General features: G+C 36.0%; 20 protein-coding genes. 14 read left to right on the plus strand and 6 right to left on the minus strand.

Going from position 1 to position 20,902, the window contains the following annotated elements; all coding sequences use genetic code 11:
- Positions 1–45 precede the first annotated feature (45 nt).
- The 5 genes from BWGOE10_RS06365 (at position 46) to BWGOE10_RS06385 (ending at position 5,234) form a co-directional block, all read left to right on the plus strand.
- Positions 46–693 (plus strand): phosphatase PAP2 family protein, encoded by a 648-nt coding sequence (locus BWGOE10_RS06365; protein WP_070141371.1) that lies wholly within the window; start codon positions 46–48, stop codon positions 691–693.
- A gap of 110 nt (positions 694–803) precedes the next feature.
- The gene (locus BWGOE10_RS06370) at positions 804–2,996 is read left to right on the plus strand and encodes an MMPL family transporter (protein ID WP_070141372.1); all 2,193 of its coding nucleotides are present in this window, start codon (positions 804–806) and stop codon (positions 2,994–2,996) included.
- 100 nt (positions 2,997–3,096) lie between these two features.
- Complete coding sequence (locus tag BWGOE10_RS06375) at positions 3,097–3,513, plus strand: histidinol dehydrogenase (RefSeq protein ID WP_070141373.1); 417 nt, start codon at positions 3,097–3,099, stop codon at positions 3,511–3,513.
- A 100-nt stretch (positions 3,514–3,613) separates the two neighbouring features.
- Positions 3,614–4,537, plus strand: a complete 924-nt coding sequence (locus BWGOE10_RS06380) for an RluA family pseudouridine synthase (RefSeq protein WP_070141374.1) — start codon at positions 3,614–3,616, stop codon at positions 4,535–4,537.
- Positions 4,538–4,628: 91 nt separating this feature from the next.
- Entirely contained in the window at positions 4,629–5,234 is a 606-nt protein-coding gene (locus BWGOE10_RS06385; protein WP_070141375.1) for a DUF1648 domain-containing protein, read from the plus strand.
- A gap of 35 nt (positions 5,235–5,269) precedes the next feature.
- On the opposite strand, the gene BWGOE10_RS06390 is transcribed toward BWGOE10_RS06385, so the two are convergent.
- The 4 genes from BWGOE10_RS06390 to BWGOE10_RS06405 all read right to left on the minus strand — a co-directional run bounded on the left by BWGOE10_RS06390 (position 5,270) and on the right by BWGOE10_RS06405 (position 10,525).
- Complete coding sequence (locus tag BWGOE10_RS06390) at positions 5,270–6,100, minus strand: CAP domain-containing protein (RefSeq protein ID WP_070141376.1); 831 nt, start codon at positions 6,098–6,100, stop codon at positions 5,270–5,272.
- A gap of 455 nt (positions 6,101–6,555) precedes the next feature.
- On the minus strand, positions 6,556–7,884 hold the full coding sequence (locus tag BWGOE10_RS06395) for a (Fe-S)-binding protein (RefSeq protein ID WP_070141377.1): 1,329 nt from the start codon (positions 7,882–7,884) through the stop codon (positions 6,556–6,558).
- Positions 7,881–9,293: a glycolate oxidase subunit GlcD gene (gene glcD, locus BWGOE10_RS06400; RefSeq protein WP_070141378.1), complete on the minus strand. Its 1,413-nt coding sequence runs from the start codon at positions 9,291–9,293 to the stop codon at positions 7,881–7,883. Before glcD ends, BWGOE10_RS06395 begins: the two co-directional genes overlap by 4 nt.
- Positions 9,294–9,409: 116 nt before the next feature.
- On the minus strand, positions 9,410–10,525 hold the full coding sequence (locus tag BWGOE10_RS06405) for a CdaR family transcriptional regulator (protein ID WP_070141379.1): 1,116 nt from the start codon (positions 10,523–10,525) through the stop codon (positions 9,410–9,412).
- Positions 10,526–10,661: 136 nt separating this feature from the next.
- Here BWGOE10_RS06405 and BWGOE10_RS06410 point away from each other — a divergent pair, with 136 nt between their 5' ends.
- From BWGOE10_RS06410 to BWGOE10_RS06450, 9 genes are all read left to right on the plus strand, one after another.
- Positions 10,662–11,633: a YncE family protein gene (locus BWGOE10_RS06410; protein ID WP_070141380.1), complete on the plus strand. Its 972-nt coding sequence runs from the start codon at positions 10,662–10,664 to the stop codon at positions 11,631–11,633.
- On the plus strand, positions 11,630–12,301 hold the full coding sequence (locus BWGOE10_RS06415) for a response regulator transcription factor (RefSeq protein WP_070141381.1): 672 nt from the start codon (positions 11,630–11,632) through the stop codon (positions 12,299–12,301). The genes BWGOE10_RS06410 and BWGOE10_RS06415 overlap by 4 nt, the downstream gene beginning before the upstream one ends.
- A gap of 3 nt (positions 12,302–12,304) precedes the next feature.
- Positions 12,305–13,705, plus strand: coding sequence for a sensor histidine kinase (locus tag BWGOE10_RS06420; protein ID WP_070141382.1), 1,401 nt, complete (start codon positions 12,305–12,307; stop codon positions 13,703–13,705).
- A 380-nt stretch (positions 13,706–14,085) separates the two neighbouring features.
- Positions 14,086–14,775, plus strand: a complete 690-nt coding sequence (locus BWGOE10_RS06425) for a FadR/GntR family transcriptional regulator (protein WP_256416076.1) — start codon at positions 14,086–14,088, stop codon at positions 14,773–14,775.
- Positions 14,776–14,943: 168 nt separating this feature from the next.
- On the plus strand, positions 14,944–15,663 hold the full coding sequence (locus BWGOE10_RS06430) for a (Fe-S)-binding protein (RefSeq protein WP_000869145.1): 720 nt from the start codon (positions 14,944–14,946) through the stop codon (positions 15,661–15,663).
- Positions 15,664–15,679: 16 nt separating this feature from the next.
- Positions 15,680–17,101: a LutB/LldF family L-lactate oxidation iron-sulfur protein gene (locus BWGOE10_RS06435; protein WP_070141383.1), complete on the plus strand. Its 1,422-nt coding sequence runs from the start codon at positions 15,680–15,682 to the stop codon at positions 17,099–17,101.
- Positions 17,101–17,811 carry a LutC/YkgG family protein gene (locus tag BWGOE10_RS06440; RefSeq protein WP_016104238.1) on the plus strand — a complete coding sequence of 237 codons (711 nt, stop codon included), beginning with the start codon at positions 17,101–17,103 and terminating at the stop codon, positions 17,809–17,811. Before BWGOE10_RS06435 ends, BWGOE10_RS06440 begins: the two co-directional genes overlap by 1 nt.
- Positions 17,812–17,923: 112 nt before the next feature.
- Positions 17,924–18,646, plus strand: coding sequence for a prepilin peptidase (locus BWGOE10_RS06445; protein ID WP_070141384.1), 723 nt, complete (start codon positions 17,924–17,926; stop codon positions 18,644–18,646).
- A gap of 14 nt (positions 18,647–18,660) precedes the next feature.
- Positions 18,661–18,972 (plus strand): cyclic-phosphate processing receiver domain-containing protein, encoded by a 312-nt coding sequence (locus BWGOE10_RS06450; protein ID WP_070141385.1) that lies wholly within the window; start codon positions 18,661–18,663, stop codon positions 18,970–18,972.
- Positions 18,973–18,999: 27 nt separating this feature from the next.
- Here the strand turns inward: BWGOE10_RS06450 and BWGOE10_RS06455 are convergent, their stop codons facing one another.
- Together BWGOE10_RS06455 and BWGOE10_RS06460 are read right to left on the minus strand one after the other, a co-directional pair.
- Positions 19,000–19,851, minus strand: a complete 852-nt coding sequence (locus BWGOE10_RS06455) for a formate/nitrite transporter family protein (protein ID WP_070141386.1) — start codon at positions 19,849–19,851, stop codon at positions 19,000–19,002.
- A 208-nt stretch (positions 19,852–20,059) separates the two neighbouring features.
- Positions 20,060–20,854, minus strand: coding sequence for a TerC family protein (locus tag BWGOE10_RS06460; RefSeq protein ID WP_070141387.1), 795 nt, complete (start codon positions 20,852–20,854; stop codon positions 20,060–20,062).
- Positions 20,855–20,902 lie beyond the last annotated feature (48 nt).

The raw sequence follows: 20,902 nt of genomic DNA on the forward strand, positions 1-20,902 counted from the left end.
TTTCTAAAGTAGAAATCGCATTTTTTCATAGTAGGAGGAAATCGATTGAAGAAAAAGTTACATCAGTATGAGTTAATGTGTATCATTTTATTGTTTGTTCTATTTAGCATCATCGCTTGGAGGGTACATGTAGGTGGTGTTACAATGATGGATACATACGTACGTGATATGGTAAAAGGAGTACAAACGGAAAGCTCACTTACATTCTTCTCATACTTTACAAAGCTAGGATCTGCAATTGGAGTTATAACGACACTAATTATAAGCTTGCTCGTTTTTTGGAAAAAACGTTATTATGCTGCTATGATTGTGTATCCAATGGCTATATTAACGACACACCTTGTTAATAAGGGAATAAAAGAAATTGCAAAAAGAGACCGCCCATCATTAAATGAGGCACTTGACGCACTTGGGTATAGCTTCCCAAGTGGACATGCAATGCTATCTATCATAACATTCGGTTTTCTTGCCTATATCATTGCTGCGAACTTGAGAAGTATAGCTGGAAAATGTGGTATTACGATTGCGATGGGCATATTAATTATATTGATTGGACTCAGTAGAGTTATTTTAAATGTTCATTATCCAACCGATATTTTAGCAGGTTACTGCGCAGGTGGCATTTTGTTAATCATCGCAATTTATTGTCATCGTTTACTTACCGAGAGATTGGGACTTAATAACGAGAGATAGAAAAACGTCTAGAAAAACTAGTATTATAGTTTTTTTAGACGTTTTTTGTTTATGGGGAGATGTGATACAGTATAAATGATAAGTGAATTATATAAAGTAGGTGAAAATGTGTGAAGACAAATGTACATAAAATTGATAAGTGGGGGAAGTTAGGAACTTTTTTGTATCAATTTCGTTATACAGTAATTGTAGCATTACTACTACTTGCGATAGCGCTCGGTATTTTTGCTCCAAAACTTCCAGGAGTATTGGGCGGTGATGGTTTCCAAACAGAAGGGGATTATCAAAAGACGAAAGAAATTTTAGATAAAGATTTTAAGCAGTCTCAAGATACACTTTTACTCGTTTTTGAGAAGGAAAAGAATACTTCGCATGAGGATTTCCAAAAGAGTATAGAGGGGATAATAAATCAAATTGAAGAGAAGGAAACATACGAATCTTTCCATCATCCAATGCAAAATAAAGAGATGTTACAAGATGATATCGGTTATGCGACGATTTTATTTTCCGGGAAAACAAATAAAGAACGAATGGAAAAGACATTACAATTTGCCGGGAAAATCGAGAAGGAAAGTAATAGCGTATTAAAAGTAACACCGACAGGATATCCGAAAATTAATCAAGAGATTAATGAAAGAACGCAAAATGATTTAAAAGTAGCAGAGATGATTGGATTACCTATTGCTTTTCTCGTACTATTATTCTCATTTGGTAGTCTGATTGCGTCTATTTTACCGATTGTAAATGGCGCGCTTAGTGTCATTAGTACGATGGGGATTTTATATTTTATAGGTAGTGATAAAGAGCTATCTATTTTCGTGTTAAATGTTGCGCCGATGATTGGGCTCGCATTATCAATTGATTTCGCACTGTTATTTGTAAATCGTTTTCGAGAGGAAGTTGCGAGGAGAACAGTGAAAGAAGCGATAGCGATTACGTATCAAACGGCAGGGCGTGCTATCGTATTTTCAGGGTTATGTGTATTCGTCGGTTTATCAGGCTTATTTTTCTTTAAGATAGATTATATTCAGTCTGTTGCTATTAGCGGGATGATTGTCGTTATTATGAGCATTTTGTTTTCGCTCACACTTCTTCCGGCGCTATTATCTTTAATTGGTAAAAGGATATTAAAAAAGAATCAGGCGGCGCCTACGCCATCAAATGTGTGGCGTAAATTTGCACAGTTTGTAATGAAACATCCAATCGTCATGATTATTGTTGTTACAACATTTATTGTTATTTGTTTATTACCGCTACGTACAGCTAACTTGCAGTTTCCTGGTGTTGAAGCGTTACCTGAAAAGAGTGATACGAGAGTTGCATTTGAGAAGTATGAAGAAGCCTTTAATAAAACTGTCCAAACACACGCTGATGTTACATTAGTAGTAGAGACGAAGAAAGATATAACAGAAAAAGAAAGTTTACAAAAGATAGAAGCTGTTGTTCAAAAGTTAAAAGATGATAAGCAAGTATATAAGGTGAAAAGTGTATATGACGGGCTAAATGGAATGAAAGCAGATCAAGTTGCTGGAATATTGCAGTCGCCAGAAGCTGCGAAAATAGCTCCTGTATTTGAAGCGTATACGAAAGGGAATAAAACAACAATGGAAGTCTTTTTGGATACGAAGCCAAGTACAGAAACTGCAAAACAATGGGTTCGAGATTTCAAAAAGAATTATAAAGAAAATGATGTTACTTATTATTTGGGCGGTATGACAACGTTCCAGCAAGAGTTAGAAGATGAAATTAAAGATAAAGTTGCAATTGGTATGTCTGTTATATTTGGATCAACCTTTGTCATTTTATTATTCGCATTCCGCTCTATACTCATTCCAATTAAAGCTATTATTATGAACGTACTTAGTTTAAGCGCAACAATTGGAATCGTTATTTGGTTATTTGAAGGTGGTCATTTCGGATTAGAAGAGAGTTCAGTTTTATTTGTATTACCAATCTTTATTTTCGGCCTCGTATTTGGGCTTAGCATGGATTATGAAGTATTTCTTATTTCACGTATTCATGAGCTATACGAGGAAACAGGGGATAACGATCAAGCAACGTTAGAAGGGCTTGTTTCGACAAGTAGAATTATTACGTCCGCCGCTTTAATTATGATTGTTGTTACCGGTGCGTTCGCTTTTACTGATATTTTACCAGTAAAGCAGATGGGGCTTGGGGTTGCATTAGCCATATTTCTTGATGCAACAATTATCCGTCTTATGCTCGTACCAAGTTTAATGAAATTGTTTGGGGATTGGAACTGGTGGCTACCATTTCGAAAGAAAAGAGAAAAATCATCATAAAAAATACTCATCTATAAGATGAGTATTTTTTATGAATAGCAGGGCCTATATTTTGCGCATAGTATGTGATAAGAACATTACATACAAGTAGGTGAAGGCAATGTTTCGTTATTTTAAGTTTAAGCTAAATGATACAGTACAGTTTGCTGAAAACGATGGGCATATGTATCGCATTGTCGGTTATCGGTTGGAAAAAGGGTTTTATCCAAAAGATGAATGGACTCATATTATTTATGAACTGCTTAGAGAGTTTGACGGGTATACGATGGATGCGGAAGAAGAGGAAATTGTAAAAGTTATTCAAGTAGAGGATGAGTATTACAAAATACAAGAAGTATCGGGGTATCGATATCCAGTAAAAATGAAGCAAAAGCAGCAAGTTATGAAAAGAGAGAAAATAGACGACTTATTAGATACGTACAACGACTATAAACGATTGGCGGATTTCTTTAAAGATTTATTGTATGAACAAAAAGCTGAAGAAGTGTTGCAGGAGATGAAAAGACTTAGAGCGTGAGGGGACAGTCGATTATAAGATTGTCCTCTATTTTTGACGGTGCATCAAAGTATGTTTTCCGTTACAATGAGAGAATCAATAGAAATAAGGTGATTATAGTATGGAAACAAAGAAAAAGGGCGAATGGTGCGAAATTACGGTTCCAGCGACGTGGAATGGTATAAGTATTGAGTCGTTGTTAAAAGTAGAATGGGAAGTACCAAAAAAGTTATTACATCAGCTTCGTATGGAAAAAGGTGTTACGGTTAACGGAGAACAGAGAAGATGGAATGAACTTTTAAAAGAAGGAGATAAGTTACAAGTTCATATGTTTATGGAGGAGGAGTACGGCGTAGAGCCGGAATATGGTGAATTAAATGTAGTGTTTGAAGACGATCACGTACTCATTGTAAATAAGCAGGGGCAAATGGATACACATCCTTCTGAAAAAAATGGGACGGGAACACTTGCAAATCTTGTTGCTTTTCATTTTCAAATGCAAGGTTTAGAGACGAAGGTTCGGCATATCCATAGGTTAGATAAAGATACGACAGGTGGTGTTGTATTCGCAAAACATAGAATTGCGGGTGCAATTATGGATCGTTTATTAATGGAACGGAAAATTAAAAGAACGTATACAGCACTTGTTGAAGGAAAAGTAAAAAAGAAGCAGGGGACAATTGATGCAGCTATCGGAAGAGATCGACATCATGCTACAAGGCGCCGCGTTTCTCCAAAGGGAGACCAGGCTATAACGTATTATAAAGTAGAGAAATATTTTAAAAAACAAAATGCGACGCTTGTAACGTTACAGTTAGAAACCGGTAGAACGCATCAAATTCGCGTTCATATGAGCTATAATGGAAATCCCTTAGTTGGGGATGTATTATATGGTGGGCAGACAAAATATATGTCCGGGCAAGCGTTACATGCGATGAAGATTAATTTTTTGCATCCGATTACGAAAGAAGAGATCGTGGTTGATGTACCTTTCCCTACAAATTTAAACGATACAATGAAAAAATTTGAAAGAGAAAATGGGTAAAGTGTAAGTTTAAAGTTGAAAAAGGTAGATTTTTGCAGGGATTTCTCTAAAAGAGGCGAAGCCGTTAAGAGAAAAGAGAGGTGAGAATTACTTGGTCAAATATAAATATATGCTAGGGATATTTTTCGCTTGTCTTTTACTTACTCTATGTATTTATCCATATTTACCAACTCGTATGGCAGTGCATTGGAACGAGAATGGTGGAGCGAACGAGTTTATGAGTAAACAAGGTGTCGTATTATTTATCCCTGTCCTTATTATTATTTTACATGGATTAGTATATGTTATTTCACATAATATATATAAGTTTAATGAAGGAGAGCATTTCACTATAAGTGGATTTATAAAGAGTATTACTTTATTTATGATGTTTGTCCATATACTAATTCTCTTTATTAATTTGGGAAGTATTATATCCTTTCAGACAGGACTAACGATTGGAATTAGTATGTTTCTTTTTATGTTTAGTAAAGTGTTTAAAAAGGTGAAGGATAGAGAGAAAGAAACGATCAAATTACAAAAAATCCGTTTAGTTAGTAGGCGAATCTTTCAAGTGATGGCATGCAGCATATTATTTTCATTGCCTTTGAGCCTAAAGTGGGGATTTTATTTGTTAATTAGTGTAATAAGCTGCGGGTCTATTTTGTTTATGTTCTACATTTTATACGCATACATATTAGAAAGCTATGAAACATAAAAAAAGAGTCTTCTCCTAGAAGACTCTTTTTCTATTTACTTCGTAATAAATTGTTGTGTCCAGTAGTTGCCGCTTTCTACATAGCCAACACCGATATGAGTGAAGCCACTATTTAAGATGTTTGCACGGTGTCCAGCACTGTTCATCCAAGCTTGTACAACTTCTTCTGGAGTACGTTGTCCTTGGGCGATGTTTTCACCTGCAGATTTATAAGAAATACCAAATTTCTTCATCATGTCAAACGGAGACCCGTATGTAGGGCTGTTATGATCAAAGTAGTTGTTTTTTTGCATATCTTCAGACTTAATGCGTGCTACTTTGCTTAATTCAGTATCGATTTGTAATGCTGATAAGCCTTGTTTTGTACGCTCTGCGTTTGTTAATTCAACAACACGTTGTTCGAATTCGCTTAAAGATTTTGCTTCTTCAGCAGGCTTTTGCTCAGCAGGTTTTTGTGTTTCAGTTTGAGTATTGTTATTTTCAGCAGGTTTTTGAGCTTCTGGTTTTTGAACTTCTTCAGCAGGCTTTTGTTCAGCTGGTTTTTGAGTTTCCTCAGCAGGCTTTTGAGCTTCTGGCTTAGCTGTTGGTTGTTCAGTTACAACATTTTCAGTAGGCTGTTGACCAGGAATGAAGCAATCTTGTTGGAATTGACCTTGATTCCATTGTGCTAATGATTCAACTCCCATAGATTGTAAGAATGCTTGTAATTCTTGTTGGCTCATTTGTTGCATCATCACTTTTGAATGCTGAATATTTTGAACCTTTATGTTAGATGGTTGTACTGTTGCAGCTTGTGCATCTAAAGATGATACTCCTAAAGTAAGAGCTGTTGCAGCAGCTACAGATAATAAAACACGCTTTTTCATGATGTGTGTCCCCCTATATAAAGTTTTAATTTGTTTTCACACGATTTGTTTTTGACAGCCTGTCTGACTGACAAATCCATCGTAGCATACAATTTGCGAGAAAAAAGATGGAAAAAAATTCATAGACTTTAAATTTACCTAATTTATCCTAAGAGGAGGAAAGGGAAGAAATAAGAGAAACATAGAGTATAAAAGGAATTTTTAGTATTTTTATACTTGGTTTTAAGAGAGGGTTTTTGGATAAAGTTACCTAAATGGAAAATAAAGAATCCTATTGTATCAATGGTTTGAGCGTTTTTTTGAGGAATATAATGGATTGTTTTTTACAAAACTGTAATGTTTCTGTTGTTCTTTTTTATAATAAAGTAACATATTTTTAATGTTGTAGCAGACAAAAAAGCGGCTATCTCTTTACATAGACGAAGGAGATAGCCGTTTTCCTATTATTACGTATGTTACGAGTTGGTTTCAATTGCTTCTAATAATAAATCTACAATGTGAATTCCTCTCATTTTATGAGAAAGATCTTCTCGTTCAATACCTAGTTTCATTTGTAATAGACATCCAGGATTCGCAGTAACAATTGTCGCAGCATCTGTTTCATGCACACGTTCCATTTTATAATCTAGAAATTCCATTGATAACTCCGAATGGACAATATTATAAATACCAGCAGAACCACAGCAACGGTCCGCATCTTTCATTTCGCGATATGTTGCACCTTGGATGGCCTCTAGTAACATACGAGGCTCAGAAGATGTTCGCATAACATTACGTAAATGACAAGAGTCTTGATACGTAATAATTTGTGGCGTGAGTCGTAAATCAGTTCGTTTATGGAAATTTAATTCTACTAGTATAGCAGTAATATCTTTAATTTTAGAAACAAACTGCTTTGCTCGCTTTGCCCACTTAGGATCATCTTTTAATAAATAATCATAATCTACGAGATAAGCTCCGCAACCACCTGCATTCGTAATAATATAGTCGATGTTTAAATCTTCGAATGCTTTTATATTTCGTTTTGCTAATTCTTTTGCTCCACTCTTTTCACCAGCATGCCCATGTAATGCCCCGCAGCAACTTTGTGTTTTCGGAATAACGATATCACAACCAGCTAACTGAAGAAGTTTCATCGTTGCGTTATTTGTTTCTAAAAACATCGTATCCATTAAACAACCTGTGAAGAATGCAACTTGTTTCTTCTTTTCCACCTCGGCAGGTAAAAATTCAGGACGATCTTTCATTGCTTTCATTTTAGGGGCTTTTGGCAAAACGAGATCCATCGTTGCAAGTGTTTCAGGGAATAACTTCATAATACCTGTTTTATGTGTTAGCGTTTGTAAACCAGAACGCTGGTAAAATCCGATTAGTCCTGTTAATGTTCTCATTCGGTTTTGATGCGGGAATAGTCCTTCAAAAACGACTTTACGAACAGCTCTCACGGGCATTGAGAACTTTTTATTTTGATTAATAATATCACGAGCTTCTTCTAATAAATGTCCATAATTCACACCAGACGGACAAACAGTTTCACAAGCACGGCAGCCAAGGCAAACATTTAATGTATCTTCAACTTCTTCATCCGGCTCAATTAAACCATCAACGACCGCTTTCATTAAGGCGATACGTCCGCGTGGGGAATGTGATTCTTTATACCCAGATTGAATGTAAGTAGGGCAAGTTGGTAAACAAAAGCCGCATCGCATACAGTTTAGTAGTTCATCTTCACTTAATCGTTCTTTAAATTCCTTTTGAATGTTTTCTTTATTTAATGTGGTCATCGCTCAACCACCACTCTTTTACGAGAGTCTTTCGCGAACATCTTTCCAGGATTCATAATGTTGTTTGGATCGAAGGCTTGTTTAATCCCTTGCATAGCAGCAATACCTTCTTTACCTAATTTCATTTCTAAATACGGAGCTTTCATTGCGCCAACACCATGTTCACCAGTAATCGTACCACCAAGCTCAATCGCTTTCGCAAATATTTCAGCAAAAGCTTGTTCAGCACGATGCATTTCTTCTTCATTACGGGCATCTGTCATACAAGTTGGGTGCAAATTGCCATCACCAGCATGACCAAAAGTACAAATAGGAATATTATATTTCTTTGCAATTGCATTAATTGCTTCAACCATTGGAGCGATTTGTGAACGTGGTACAGTTGCATCTTCTAATATTGTTGTCGGTTTTAGTCTTGCAAGTGCTGATAGTGCACTACGGCGTGCTGTACGAAGCGCATCTGCTTCGGCTTCATCTTTTGCAACGCGAACATCGACCGCATTCATAGCACGGCAAACGTTAGCCATTTTTTCGATATCTCGATTGACAACCTCAGGCGGGCCATCTTGTTCAATTAATAAAATTGCTTTGACGTCAGTTGGTAAACCGATTTGTGCAAACTCTTCTACAACTTCAATTGTTGGTTGGTCTAAAAACTCAAGTGTCGTCGGAATAATTTTATTTGCAATAATAGAAGAAACAGCTCGAGCAGCTTCGTTAATATCTTCATATAGCGCAAGCATCGTTTTCTTTGTTTCAGGCATAGGGACAAGTTTTAATATAGCTTCCGTAACAACACCAAGTGTTCCTTCAGAACCAATAAATAAACGAGTTAAATCATAACCAGCTACATCTTTTGCTAATTTACCACCAGTGCGAATGATATCGCCGTTCGGTAAGACAATTTCAAGCCCCATTACATAATCACGTGTTACGCCATATTTTAAACCACGTAATCCGCCGGAGTTTTCATTAATGTTACCGCCGATTGTAGAAATTTTCATAGAGCTTGGATCTGGTGGATAAAATAAACCTTTTTCTTCTACTGCTTTAATAATATCAAGTGTAATAACACCAGCTTGTACAGTAATTGTTAAATTCTCTTCGTCAATTTCTAAAATGTTGTTCATATGGCGGAAAATAAGAACGATACCGCCTTCAAATGGACATGTTCCTGCGCAAAGATTTGTTCCAGATCCGCGAACATACACAGGGATTTTGTGAGTGTTACATACTTTTAACACCTCAGCTACTTCATTAGTATTACGAGGAGCAATGACTGCATCAGGCATTGCTTGGAAGTTTGGAGTGGCATCATAACTATAAGTTAAACGCCCCATATTGGATGTATCTACATTATCTTCGCCAACAATGGATACGAATGAATCAATAATTTGCTTTTCTAACATTAGAAATCCCCCTCAAACTGTTAACGTGTTTAGTCATAATAAAAACGTTGTAACAGTGCTTTCATTATAATGATAAAAAAGTTGGGGGATTCTTTCTATGTGTAATCATCTGAAGATTAATTTGTTTTATCGTTCTTTTTTGTATGATTATCTAATAAGAGGAGTGCGAAGTATAAAACATTTAAATCTTTGAATTGTTTCGGATCAAGTCCTGTATGTTCTTCAATCTTTTTTAGTCTGTAATGCAATGTGTTAATGTGTATATGTAATTGCATAGCTGTCTGTTTATAAGATTGGTTATAATCGATAAATAAGCGTAAAGTGTGCATAAGCTCAGGAGATGATACTAAGTTTTCGATGGTGCGCTCTAAAAACTGTTCACGAGTTTCCATAGAAATATCTTGTAAGCACATTTCTAAACGTAAATCTTCATTAAATACAATGTTTTTCGTTTCAAGTGATACAGAAAGAGCGCGTAATGCTTGTTCATACGATATGTTCATATTACTTGGAGTAACGGTTTGTCCAATCCCGATGTATAAAGGGATAGAAAATAAAGTTTCACAGTCTTGTTTTAACCGTTTTAGAAATTGGTAAGTTTGCTCTTTGGAGCTCATCGCTGTAAATAAAATAAATCGATCATTTCCCCAGCGAACAAATAGATGTTCCTTTGTTAATGTATTGCGTATATGTTGCCAAATTTTACGCTGAAGCATCGTGTCATTTTGATCGATAGAGAACAAAATAAGTTGTTTCTTCTTATGTAAATCAATGCCAAGCGTTTTTGCACGATCGAGAAAACTTGGAGACCAGTCTGTATTTTGAAGCCAATCAAAGACAAATGCTTCATAAGAACGGTGCTCAAGTTCTAGTTGTTCTAAAAAGTAGTTTTCATGAATTAATAATTCGGTCATCTTACGTAATATTTCTCCGTATTGTGAAATATTTTCAGGTTCTCCTGTAATTCCAATCACGCCGATTACTTCGTCATGGAATAGTAAAGGAAGATTCATCCCAGCTTTTACACCCTGCAGTCGTCGTTCATCATCTTTTGTAATAATGACAGTTTTCTTTTGTTTCGCACAGCGGAGTGCACTTTCATGAAAGTGACCGATTCTTTCCGCATCTGTACTTGCGATAATAACGCCTTGTATATTAATAATAATAATGTTTTCAGTAATTAATCTGCGTACTTCACGTACAATTTTATTCGCTAAATCAGGAAAAAGCATAATTTGCACACCTCAAATTCTATTTGTTGTACATTATATATGTAAGTTGAATAAGAAAGGAAGATTTCACACTTTCCACACATTTATTTGTTATTTTACAATTATAACGAAATCATCCGAAGATGGAGGGAATCTTTTGAGAAAGTATGTTCTTCTTCTCTGTTTTTTATTTCTATTAGTAGGGTGTCAAGGAAGTTCATATACACCGATTGCTAAAGATAAAAGTGTTATTATAACAACGAATATAAAAGAAGGTAGTATTAGTTTTATTGATAAAAAAGCTAAAAAGTTAATCGCGACATGGGAACTCAATGAACCGATGGCAGGAATTGCACTACTTCCAAATAACGAGGAAATACTTGTATACGGCAAGCAGTTAGAATATATGTATGTATATTCACTAGCAGAAGGAAAGCAAGTGGAAAAATATAAAACCGGAAAAGGCATTGTAAATGTGGTCGTATCAGAAGATAAAAAACAATTATTTGCTGCTGATCAAAATACTCAAAAGGTAAGGTTCTTTACGATAAAAGGAAAAGAGACAGGGAGTGTTTCAACAGGAAAAGGACCGATAACGATGGTAGAGCTTCATAACCAGTTATCTGTACTAAACTTTTATGATACGAAACTAACGACCATTGATACAAAGAAAAAAGAAGTGATACAGTCCTTTATGATTCCGCCAGCATCAACAGGAGCGACGGTTAGCGCTGATGGGAAAGAAATATGGATTGGTGGACATGGTGATGGAAGTCAAGTGAATGAGAAAGTATTAGTGTATTCTTTACAGAGCGGAGAGATGATGCGTTCTTTACATGCTCCGTTTATGCCTGTGAATATAACAAAGGATGATAAGTATGTATATGCGCTAAGTCACGGTTCGAATACGCTTAGAAAATTTGATGCAAGTACGTATAAAGAGGTAGGGGTTGCAGAAGTAGGATCGAACCCATTTGCATTTTTAAAAAGCGGAGCAGAAGGATACGTAGCTAGTTATGATAGCGATGAAGTATGCGTAATGGATATGAAGAATATGAAAATAAAACAAACAATTAAAGTTGGCAAAGGACCGTTTCAACTCATAGAGAGAGAAGGGGAAGGACAATGAGTAAATATAACGTGCTAGTCGTAGATGACGAAAGTGATATGAGGCAACTTGTCGGAATGTACTTAGATAACTTCGGATACGAGTGGGGAGAAGCTGAAAATGGAAAAGAGGCACTTCGAAAATTAGAGACGGATCATTACGATTTCGTTGTACTAGATATTATGATGCCAGAGATGGATGGGCTTTCAGTTTGTAAAGAGATTCGAAAAACGTCGGATGTACCTATTATATTTTTAACAGCAAAAGGTGAAGAGTGGAATAGGGTGAACGGCTTACGTATGGGAGCAGATGATTATATTGTAAAACCATTTAGTCCTGGGGAACTAATTGCTCGTATGGAAGCTGTTTTAAGACGATATACAAAGCAAGAACAGCAAGAAGAGATTCAATTTGGACCGATTCTTATTAATGAAAAAAGTAGGAGGATCGAGACGAATGGTGAGACGATTCCTCTTACGGTAAAAGAGTTCGATTTACTATATTTTCTTTGCCAACATAATGGACAAGTATTTAGCCGGGAACAATTGCTTGAAAAGGTGTGGGGATATGATTATGCAGGAAGTACAAGAACGGTAGATACGCATGTGAAAACGATGCGTCTAAAGCTCGGAGAAAGTGGAAACTACATTCAAACCGTTTGGGGTGTAGGTTATAAATTTGAGGTGTAACGTATGTTTACGATGGTACAAAAGCTTTGGCTTACAGTAGTATGTGCAGTATGTGTAACAGTTTCCTTTCTTTATTTTGTATCTTTATACTCATATGAAAAGTTATACGTTGATAATTTAAAAGATTCATTAGTAATGGAAGGGAAACGTCTTGCCACGCAATATGATAAGAGCGAAGGAGTAGCCACTTTTGAAGAGAAAGTAAGGGCATATGATCAAATATCTAGTTCAGATGTCCTTTTCGTATACAATCCGCGTGATTTAAGCGCATGTTTGCCTTTTGATGTTCACCATCATTCTCTTATAAGTGAAGGGGATAGACAGGCGCTATTAAATGGGGAAACTGTGACAAAGATAGGGTATGAAGAACATTTTGATCGTAATATTATGGGTGTTGTCATCCCTGTTTTAGATAATAAAAAATTAGTTGGTATTGTATACTCTTATATTCCTTTAAAAAGTATAAAAGACTTAATATTTGATATGGGTCTTATTTTAGCGCCGTTAGCACTTGCAATGATTTTAATTACAATATGGATTGGTAGAAAAATTATTATTGCTATTACGAGACCGCTTTCGCAAATGGAACGAGTTGCAAATCATTTGGCCACTGGAGATTTCTCAGAGCGGATTACAATTTCTTCAGAAGATGAAATAGGACGATTGGGAAAAGCTTTTAATAAAATGGCAAATTCTTTAGAAACAGAAGATGTAAAGCGTAAGGAATTTTTAGCTAATGTTTCACATGAACTTAGAACACCGCTTAGTTATATTAAAGGATATAGTGAAGCTATTTTAGACGGTGTAGCGAAAGGGCCGCAGCAGGAAAAAGTAACGCAACTCATCCATAAAGAAGCAGGTCGTATGCAGCGCCTCGTTCATGATTTATTAGATTTAGCGCAGCTAGAAGGTGAACACTTTCCTCTAAAGAAACAACCTATCGTTTTTTCACAGCTTATTGAAGATGTACTAGATACATACGAATTACAGTTTATAGAAAAAAAACTTCGTATTTCAACGGATTTAAATCCTGAAATTATCGTAATGATTGATGAGGATCGTATGCAACAAGTACTTCATAATGTGTTAGATAATGCGATACGTTATACAAATCAAAACGGGGATATCATAATAACATTAAAGCAAATCGATGATTATTGTGAATTGCACATAAAAGATACAGGAATAGGTATTGATAGAGAGCATTTAGAAAATCTCGGGGAACGCTTTTACCGAGTAGATAAAGCGAGAAGTCGTCAACACGGTGGAACAGGTTTAGGCCTTGCGATTGTAAGGCAAATTGTTCATATACATGATGGTGAGTGGAGAATAGAAAGTGAAAAAGGTAAGGGAACGACAGTTATTATTAAATTAAAAGCACAAGATGAGGAGAGCATATTCTAACTTTTGGAATATGCTCTTTATCCCGCTATTTGTGGGCAGTAAGACTCCCACCTCAAAATTCGGCGAATGCGAGGAAGTTAGGTGGGAGATAAGTCCCTAAATGCCCGATTGGTGTGGGCTAATAATCAGCGGGGGATGGACAAAAGCCCCACTGATTAAAGATTCACTTTATATTGAAGGTAAATAGTTACGCGTAAATGTATTAATTAATATCCAACAAATATCAAAAGTTTGACTATTTCATGAACAAAACATTTGTACTTCTTACTAATTCGTTCTAAAATGGTTATGGATGCTAAGTTCTTATAAAACGTTACAATTGTTGTTTGGAAGATACTGAGGTGATTTAACTGGAGTACAAATCTATTAAACCGAAAAAAATTTACGAAGAAGTATCTGAAGCTATTTTAACAATGATTAAAAATGGTACGTTAAAACCTGGTGACAAACTACTTCCTGTTCATCAATTAGCTGAGCAGTTTCAAGTTGGCAGATCTGCAGTTCGTGAAGCGCTAAGTGCGCTAAGAGCAATGGGCTTAATTGAAATGAAACAAGGAGAAGGTACATATGTAAGGAATTTCGATCCTTCTTCATTAACGAAATCACTAAATAACAAGTTATTAATGAAGAAAGAGGATATTTTGAATTTATTAGAAGTACGGAAGGTGCTCGAAGTGGGGGCAGTTCGAGCGGCAGCGGCAAAACGTACGGAAGCTAATTTGCAAAATATGAAGCATTGGTTAGATGAAATGGCAAAGAGCATTGGAGATGAGAAGGCTGGCGAAAAAGCAGACTTTCAGTTCCATATGGGAATTGCAGAATCTTCGCATAATAACATCTTGCTTGAGCTCATGAATCATGTTTCAGAGATGATTGCTGAAACGATTGGTGAATCAAGACGCATTATTTTATATGGTGAACAAACAACATCAGAACGACTTTTAGAAGAGCATCAATCTATATATAATGCGGTGTTAAAGCAAGATGTGGAATTAGCGCAGCAAGCGATGCTAAATCATTTAACAAATGTAGAACATATTGTCACAGGTAAAAGCGATATAAATTCGTAATTTAATCTTTTAAAATTCTAATTTTCTGATAAAATAGAGAGAGATTAAGTAAACGTTTTCTTTGGAAGAGGGAGAGGATAGGCCATGGTTGAGCCTACTTCTTCTAATCTTAGTCATCTGATGACCATACGATTGTTGGCGAAGTTGTAATGAGGGGGAATTATAGTTATGAAAGTTACTTTATTTGTTACTTGTTTAGTCGATATGTTTGAAACAAACGTCGGCAAAGCAACAGTTGAAGTATTGGAGCGTTTAGGTTGTGAAATTGAATTTCCAGAAGCACAAGTTTGTTGTGGTCAGCCTGCTTATAATAGCGGCCATGTAGAAGCTGCAAAAGAAGCGATGAAACATATGATTGAAACTTTCGAAGATGCAGAATATATCGTTACGCCATCTGGCTCTTGTGCGACAATGTTTCATGAGTATCCGCATGTTTTTAAAGATGATCCGAAGTGGGCTAAACGTGCACAAAAGGTTGCTGATAAAACATATGAATTTACACAATTTATTGTAGATGTTTTAAAAGTTACAGATGTTGGTGCAAGTTTACCAGGGATAGCTACTATTCATAAATCTTGTCATATGACACGCCTGCTTGGAGTAAAAGAGGCACCAGGAATTTTATTATCAAACGTAAAAGGATTAACTGTGAGAGAACTACCAAACGTGCAAAATTGTTGTGGGTTTGGGGGAACGTTTTCAGTTAAGATGACTCCAATTTCTGAGCAAATGGTAGATGAAAAAGTAGATAGTGTAATGGAAACAGGTGCGGATTATTTAATCGGTGCAGATTGTGGGTGTTTGTTAAACATTGGCGGACGTATTGAGCGTTTAGGAAAAGAAGTAAAAGTAATGCATATTGCTGAGGTCTTGAATAGTCGCTCATGAAGGGGGAACATAAGCTATGTCTATGAAAATCAGTGAGAAAAAATTTAATGATCGCGTTGGCGATGGAATTCAAGATTCGTTTATGCGCGGAGCAGTATCTTCTGCACAAACACGTTTATATACAAATCGATTAAAAGCAGCTGAAGAGTTGGGAAACTGGGAAGAGTGGCGTGAACTAGGTGAACAAATTCGTCAACATACGTTAGAAAATCTTGATTATTATTTAATGCAGTTAAGTGAAAATGTATCAAAAAGAGGCGGTCACGTTTACTTTGCGAAAACGAAAGAGGATGCAGCAAAGTATATTCAAGACGTTGCAAAAAAGAAACAAGCGAAGAAAGTCGTAAAATCAAAATCAATGGTAACTGAAGAAATTAGTATGAATCATGCCCTTGAAGAGATTGGGTGTGAAGTGTTAGAGAGTGACTTAGGAGAGTATATCTTGCAAGTAGATAACGATCCACCATCACATATTATTGCGCCTGCACTTCATAAAAACAGAACGCAAATTCGCGATGTATTTAAAGAAAAACTTGGATATGAAAATTCTGATGATCCATACGAAATGACAAAGTTTGTTCGTAAACAACTTCGTGAAAAATTTATGGATGCAGAAATTGGTGTGACAGGTTGTAACTTCGCTGTTGCAAATACTGGCTCTCTTTGTTTAGTAACGAACGAAGGTAATGCCGATCTTGTTATGTCGATTCCGAAAACTCAAATTGCAGTAATGGGTATGGAACGTATGGTGCCGACAATGGAAGAATTAGATGTTTTAGTTGGTTTACTATGTCGTAGTGCAGTAGGTCAAAAATTAACAAGTTATGTAACAGTAGCAGGACCAATTCAAGAGGAAGAGGTAGATGGACCAGAAGAGTTTCATTTAGTCGTTGTTGATAATGGCCGCTCTCAAATTCTTGGATCAGAATTCCGTTCAGTATTGCAATGTATTCGTTGTGCTGCTTGTGTTAACGTATGTCCTGTATATCGTCACGTTGGTGGACATTCGTATGGATCTATTTATTCAGGACCAATTGGTGCAGTGTTAACACCACTTTTAGGTGGGTATGACGATTACAAAGAGCTTCCGTATGCATCTAGTTTATGCGGAGCATGTACAGAAGCTTGTCCAGTAAAGATTCCATTGCATGATTTATTATTAAAGCATCGCCAAGTTATCGTTGAGCAAGAAGGACGTGCCCCACTTGCAGAAAAATTAGCAATGAAAATGTTTAGTATGGGTGCTTCTTCAGCAGCTTTATATAAAATGGGATCAAAAATGGCACCGGCAGCAATGAGTCCATTTACATCTGGTAACCGTGTATCAAAAGGTGTTGGCCCACTTAAAAATTGGACGGATATTCGTGAATTCCCGGCTCCAAGTAAAGAACGATTCCGTGATTGGTATAAAGATCATAAGAAAGGCGGGGACAAATAATGACAGGATTAATTCAAAACCGTGAGTCCTTTCTAGATAATATCGCAAAAGAACTTGGGCGCGCGCGTAAAACAGAAGGCGTAGAACGTCCAGCATGGAAAAGTAATGTGAATGTAGAAACGTTAAAAGATTATTCACAAGAAGAATTGTTAGAAGTATTTAAAAATCAATGTACAAACATTCATACAACTGTTGTGGAAACGACAAACGACCGCTTACGTGAAGATATTCAAAAAGTAATCGTTGAAAACGGCGGAGGACCTATTATATTATCAGCAGATGAACGTTTTGATTCATATGGATTGACTTCTTTATTTAAAGAAGAGCTTCCGAAGCAAAATGTTGAAGTAAATGTATGGGATCCTGAGAAAAAAGAAGAGAATATGCGTATAGCAGAAAAAGCGAATATCGGAATTGCATTTAGTGATTATACATTAGCTGAATCTGGTACGATTGTTGTACAAAGTCATAAAGGACAAGGTCGTTCTTTACACTTTTTACCGACTGTATATTTTGCTATTATTCCACGTGAAACACTTGTACCTCGCATTACACAAGCAGTTCAACATATGAACTCTCGTGTGGAAAAAGGTGAAGCAGTCGCATCTTGTATTAACTTTATAACAGGACCAAGTAACTCTGCAGATATTGAAATGAATCTTGTTGTCGGAGTACACGGACCATTAAAAGCAGTATATTTCATCGTATAAAATAGGGGAAAGCAGGCCGGAAAACGGCCTGCTTTTTTAATAGAATAAAGATAATATGAAGTAGAAGTTCTCTCCTTTTTTTGCTATGTTCTTTTGGAAAGGAGAGGAAGGGATGTTCACTTATTTATATGCATTGTTAATGGGTATGGTGTTTGGTTCTTTTTTTATGGTGATTGCGATGAGAGTTCCAGTAGGGGAATCTATTATTACACCGCGTTCGTACTGTCATTACTGCAAGTATACGTTACAGCCGAAAGAACTTATTCCAATCATTTCATTTTGTATACAAAAAGGGCGTTGTACAAGTTGTAAAAGAAAAATCTCAAGTTTGTACATAGTATTTGAATTAGTTACAGGTAGTTTATTTTTTCTTACTGTATATGTAATTGGAATAGAACGAGAGCTCATCATCATTTTATCGCTCTTTTCTTTACTTCTTATTATCTCAGTTACAGATTTAGTATATATGCTAATACCTAATCGTATTTTAATTTGGTTTGCGCTTTTGCTTATTTTAGAATGTATTTTTGTACCGTTAGTTACTTGGATAGATAGTTTAGCTGGTAGTGGAACTATGTTCATTTTGTTATATTGCATGCAAAGGATTTATCCAGATGGTCTTGGCGGAGGTGATGTAAAATTACTTTCGTTACTTGGATTTATAGTGGGAGTGAAAGGGGTTTTTATAACTTTATTTTTAGCATCTTGCTTTAGCCTTTGTTTTTTCGGAATAGGTATAGCGTTAAAACGTATAAAAATAAAAACTCCAATTCCGTTTGGACCTTTTATTAGCCTTGGGGCAATATGTTATGTGTTGGTCACATATGCAAAATAGAGAGGAGATAGAAAATGAATGTATATATGGATGATCAAAGAGGTTGTCCGTATGGATATGTTTTGGCAACTACAGTAGAATCTGCATTACAATTTGTTCGGAGTAATAAGGTAAACATCCTCTCTCTTGATTTTAACATGGGATGGAGGCAAAAGAATGGATTAGATTTTGTAGAAGCCTTTTGTACAGAAGGTCTATATGTTAATGAAATTCACCTTCATACAAATGATGTCATCGGTATGCATCAGATGAAACAGAGAATTGAGAAGGGGAAAGTGCAAGGAGAAATTGATCCTCATATTGTCGTTAAATATATAGGGAGCTAAAAACTCCAAAGTGAAACTTTGGAGTTTTTAATGTTTCATATGTGCTTGTAAAGGAATGATTTCTTCTTGTTGAGCTGCAACTAATTCAGTTTCCTCTTGTTTAACATCAGGTGCTTTCTTTGTTAAGTAATGATATACCATACCGACAAATACGGATCCGCCAATAATGTTACCGATTGTAACTGGAATTAAGTTATGAATAGCCCCAGCGAAAGTAATTGTATCAGGATGTGGTGAAACTAAAGATAAGGCAAACAATGATAAGTTTGCAATGCTATGCTCATAGCCAGATAAGAAGAATGTGAAAACGAGCATCATCATCATTAGTATTTTGGCTGTATCACCTTTTACTTGAGAAGGTAAGAAGCAGGCAAGACATACGAGCCAGTTACATAAAATCGCTTTAAAGAATAATTGCATTGTAGGTGTATTCATCTTTCCGTCAACGACTTTATTCATTAAATGCCCGTGATCAATTGCTTCGAAAATTCCAGTTGCGTAAAATAGTAAGGCAAAGAATAAAGCACCAGCTAAGTTCCCTGCATAACAAGCAACCCAGTTACGAAGTGTATCAGAAATAGTTGTTTCTTTTCTTAAAGTTGCCACTGTGAAGTACATTGTATTGCCAGTAAATAATTCAGCGCCGCCATATATAATAAGTACGAGAGCAATTCCGAAAAACATGGAGGAAGCTAAATATGTTGCTGGTGAATCTGCAATATGAAAAAAGTTACCTAATTTAAAACACAGTACAATAATAAAACCGATATAAATGCCCGCAAGTGCAGCACGAATGAAATATTGCATTGGATTTATATCTAGCATTTGCTTTTTGCTCTTAGCCAGTTTTACAACGTAATCTAATCCTTGTTCTAGCATGAGTAATACGCTCCTTTAGTACATCGTCTATAAATACTCCTTATATGAATAAGGTACATGGATTTGTTCATAGTTTCAATAAGTTTGTGCAATGTTTCACAAAAAGGACATACATCCATGAAGGAAGCGTTTACAAAAGGTAGTATAATGGAATTTTTTCTAAAAATAGAGAGGGGATTGAAACGAGAAAAAAGAAAAAGCGCTGTACTTACAGCGCTTTTTCGTCTAAATTCTTTTCTACTTTTACTTCTACTTCTTTCGAGAAGAACCAACCGCCAACTGCGATTCCGATTAATACAATCCAGAATGTAAGCTTCCATGGAGTAGATTCTGGGAATGAATGCGGAAGGACATTTAAAGCAGGGTGTGCTAGCGTATAAACTGCTAATTTCACACCAACCCAACCTACAATTAAAAATGCTGCAGTTTCAAGTCCTGGTTTACGTTTTAATATTTGTACGAATGCAGTTGCTGCAAATCGCATTATAACTAATCCGATAAGTCCACCTGTAAAGATAACGATAAATTGACCTGTATCAAGACTACCAATCGTACCTAATCCTGTTTTCGGTAAAGTTACTGCTAATGCAACAGCAGCTAAAATTGAATCAACAGCGAAGGCGATATCGGCAACTTCGACTTTAAATACAGTCCACCAAAAGTTCTCTTGTTTTTTCTTTGCTTCTTTTTCTTCTGTTTCTTCATGTGAATTCTTTTTAACATACGTTTTAAATAAGTGATTCCCCGCGATAAACATAAGATAAATGGCACCAATTGCTTGCACTTGCCATACATCGACTAGGAACGAAATCATAAATAGTGATCCGAAGCGGAAAACGAACGCTCCTGCTAATCCATAAAATAGTGCTTTCTTTCGTTTTTCTTCTGGTAAATGTTTTACCATGATTGCGAGAACGAGAGCGTTATCAGCCGCTAAAATCCCCTCTAGTGCAATTAGGATGAGTAATACCCAACCATACTCCAATAATAATGATACATCCATGTACATTCTCCTCTCATTTCTATAAAGACTAAACAAGTGAAGAAGTTC

This window comes from Bacillus mycoides (assembly GCF_001757995.1).
In the GTDB taxonomy this organism is placed as follows: Bacteria; Bacillota; Bacilli; order Bacillales; family Bacillaceae_G; genus Bacillus_A; species Bacillus_A mycoides_B.

Bases quoted from the DNA above. Each gene is read 5' to 3' on its own strand.
- BWGOE10_RS06415 (WP_070141381.1), top strand. From the start codon at position 11,630: ATGAGTAAATATAACGTGCTAGTCGTAGATGACGAAAGTGATATGAGG.
- BWGOE10_RS06395 (WP_070141377.1), bottom strand. From the start codon at position 7,884: ATGACCACATTAAATAAAGAAAACATTCAAAAGGAATTTAAAGAACGA.
- glcD (WP_070141378.1), bottom strand. From the start codon at position 9,293: ATGTTAGAAAAGCAAATTATTGATTCATTCGTATCCATTGTTGGCGAA.
- BWGOE10_RS06450 (WP_070141385.1), top strand. From the start codon at position 18,661: ATGAATGTATATATGGATGATCAAAGAGGTTGTCCGTATGGATATGTT.
- BWGOE10_RS06390 (WP_070141376.1), bottom strand. From the start codon at position 6,100: ATGAAAAAGCGTGTTTTATTATCTGTAGCTGCTGCAACAGCTCTTACT.
- BWGOE10_RS06460 (WP_070141387.1), bottom strand. From the start codon at position 20,854: ATGGATGTATCATTATTATTGGAGTATGGTTGGGTATTACTCATCCTA.
- BWGOE10_RS06455 (WP_070141386.1), bottom strand. From the start codon at position 19,851: ATGCTAGAACAAGGATTAGATTACGTTGTAAAACTGGCTAAGAGCAAA.
- BWGOE10_RS06405 (WP_070141379.1), bottom strand. From the start codon at position 10,525: ATGCTTTTTCCTGATTTAGCGAATAAAATTGTACGTGAAGTACGCAGA.
- BWGOE10_RS06375 (WP_070141373.1), top strand. From the start codon at position 3,097: ATGTTTCGTTATTTTAAGTTTAAGCTAAATGATACAGTACAGTTTGCT.
- BWGOE10_RS06380 (WP_070141374.1), top strand. From the start codon at position 3,614: ATGGAAACAAAGAAAAAGGGCGAATGGTGCGAAATTACGGTTCCAGCG.
- BWGOE10_RS06435 (WP_070141383.1), top strand. From the start codon at position 15,680: ATGTCTATGAAAATCAGTGAGAAAAAATTTAATGATCGCGTTGGCGAT.
- BWGOE10_RS06445 (WP_070141384.1), top strand. From the start codon at position 17,924: ATGTTCACTTATTTATATGCATTGTTAATGGGTATGGTGTTTGGTTCT.
- BWGOE10_RS06430 (WP_000869145.1), top strand. From the start codon at position 14,944: ATGAAAGTTACTTTATTTGTTACTTGTTTAGTCGATATGTTTGAAACA.
- BWGOE10_RS06440 (WP_016104238.1), top strand. From the start codon at position 17,101: ATGACAGGATTAATTCAAAACCGTGAGTCCTTTCTAGATAATATCGCA.
- BWGOE10_RS06420 (WP_070141382.1), top strand. From the start codon at position 12,305: ATGTTTACGATGGTACAAAAGCTTTGGCTTACAGTAGTATGTGCAGTA.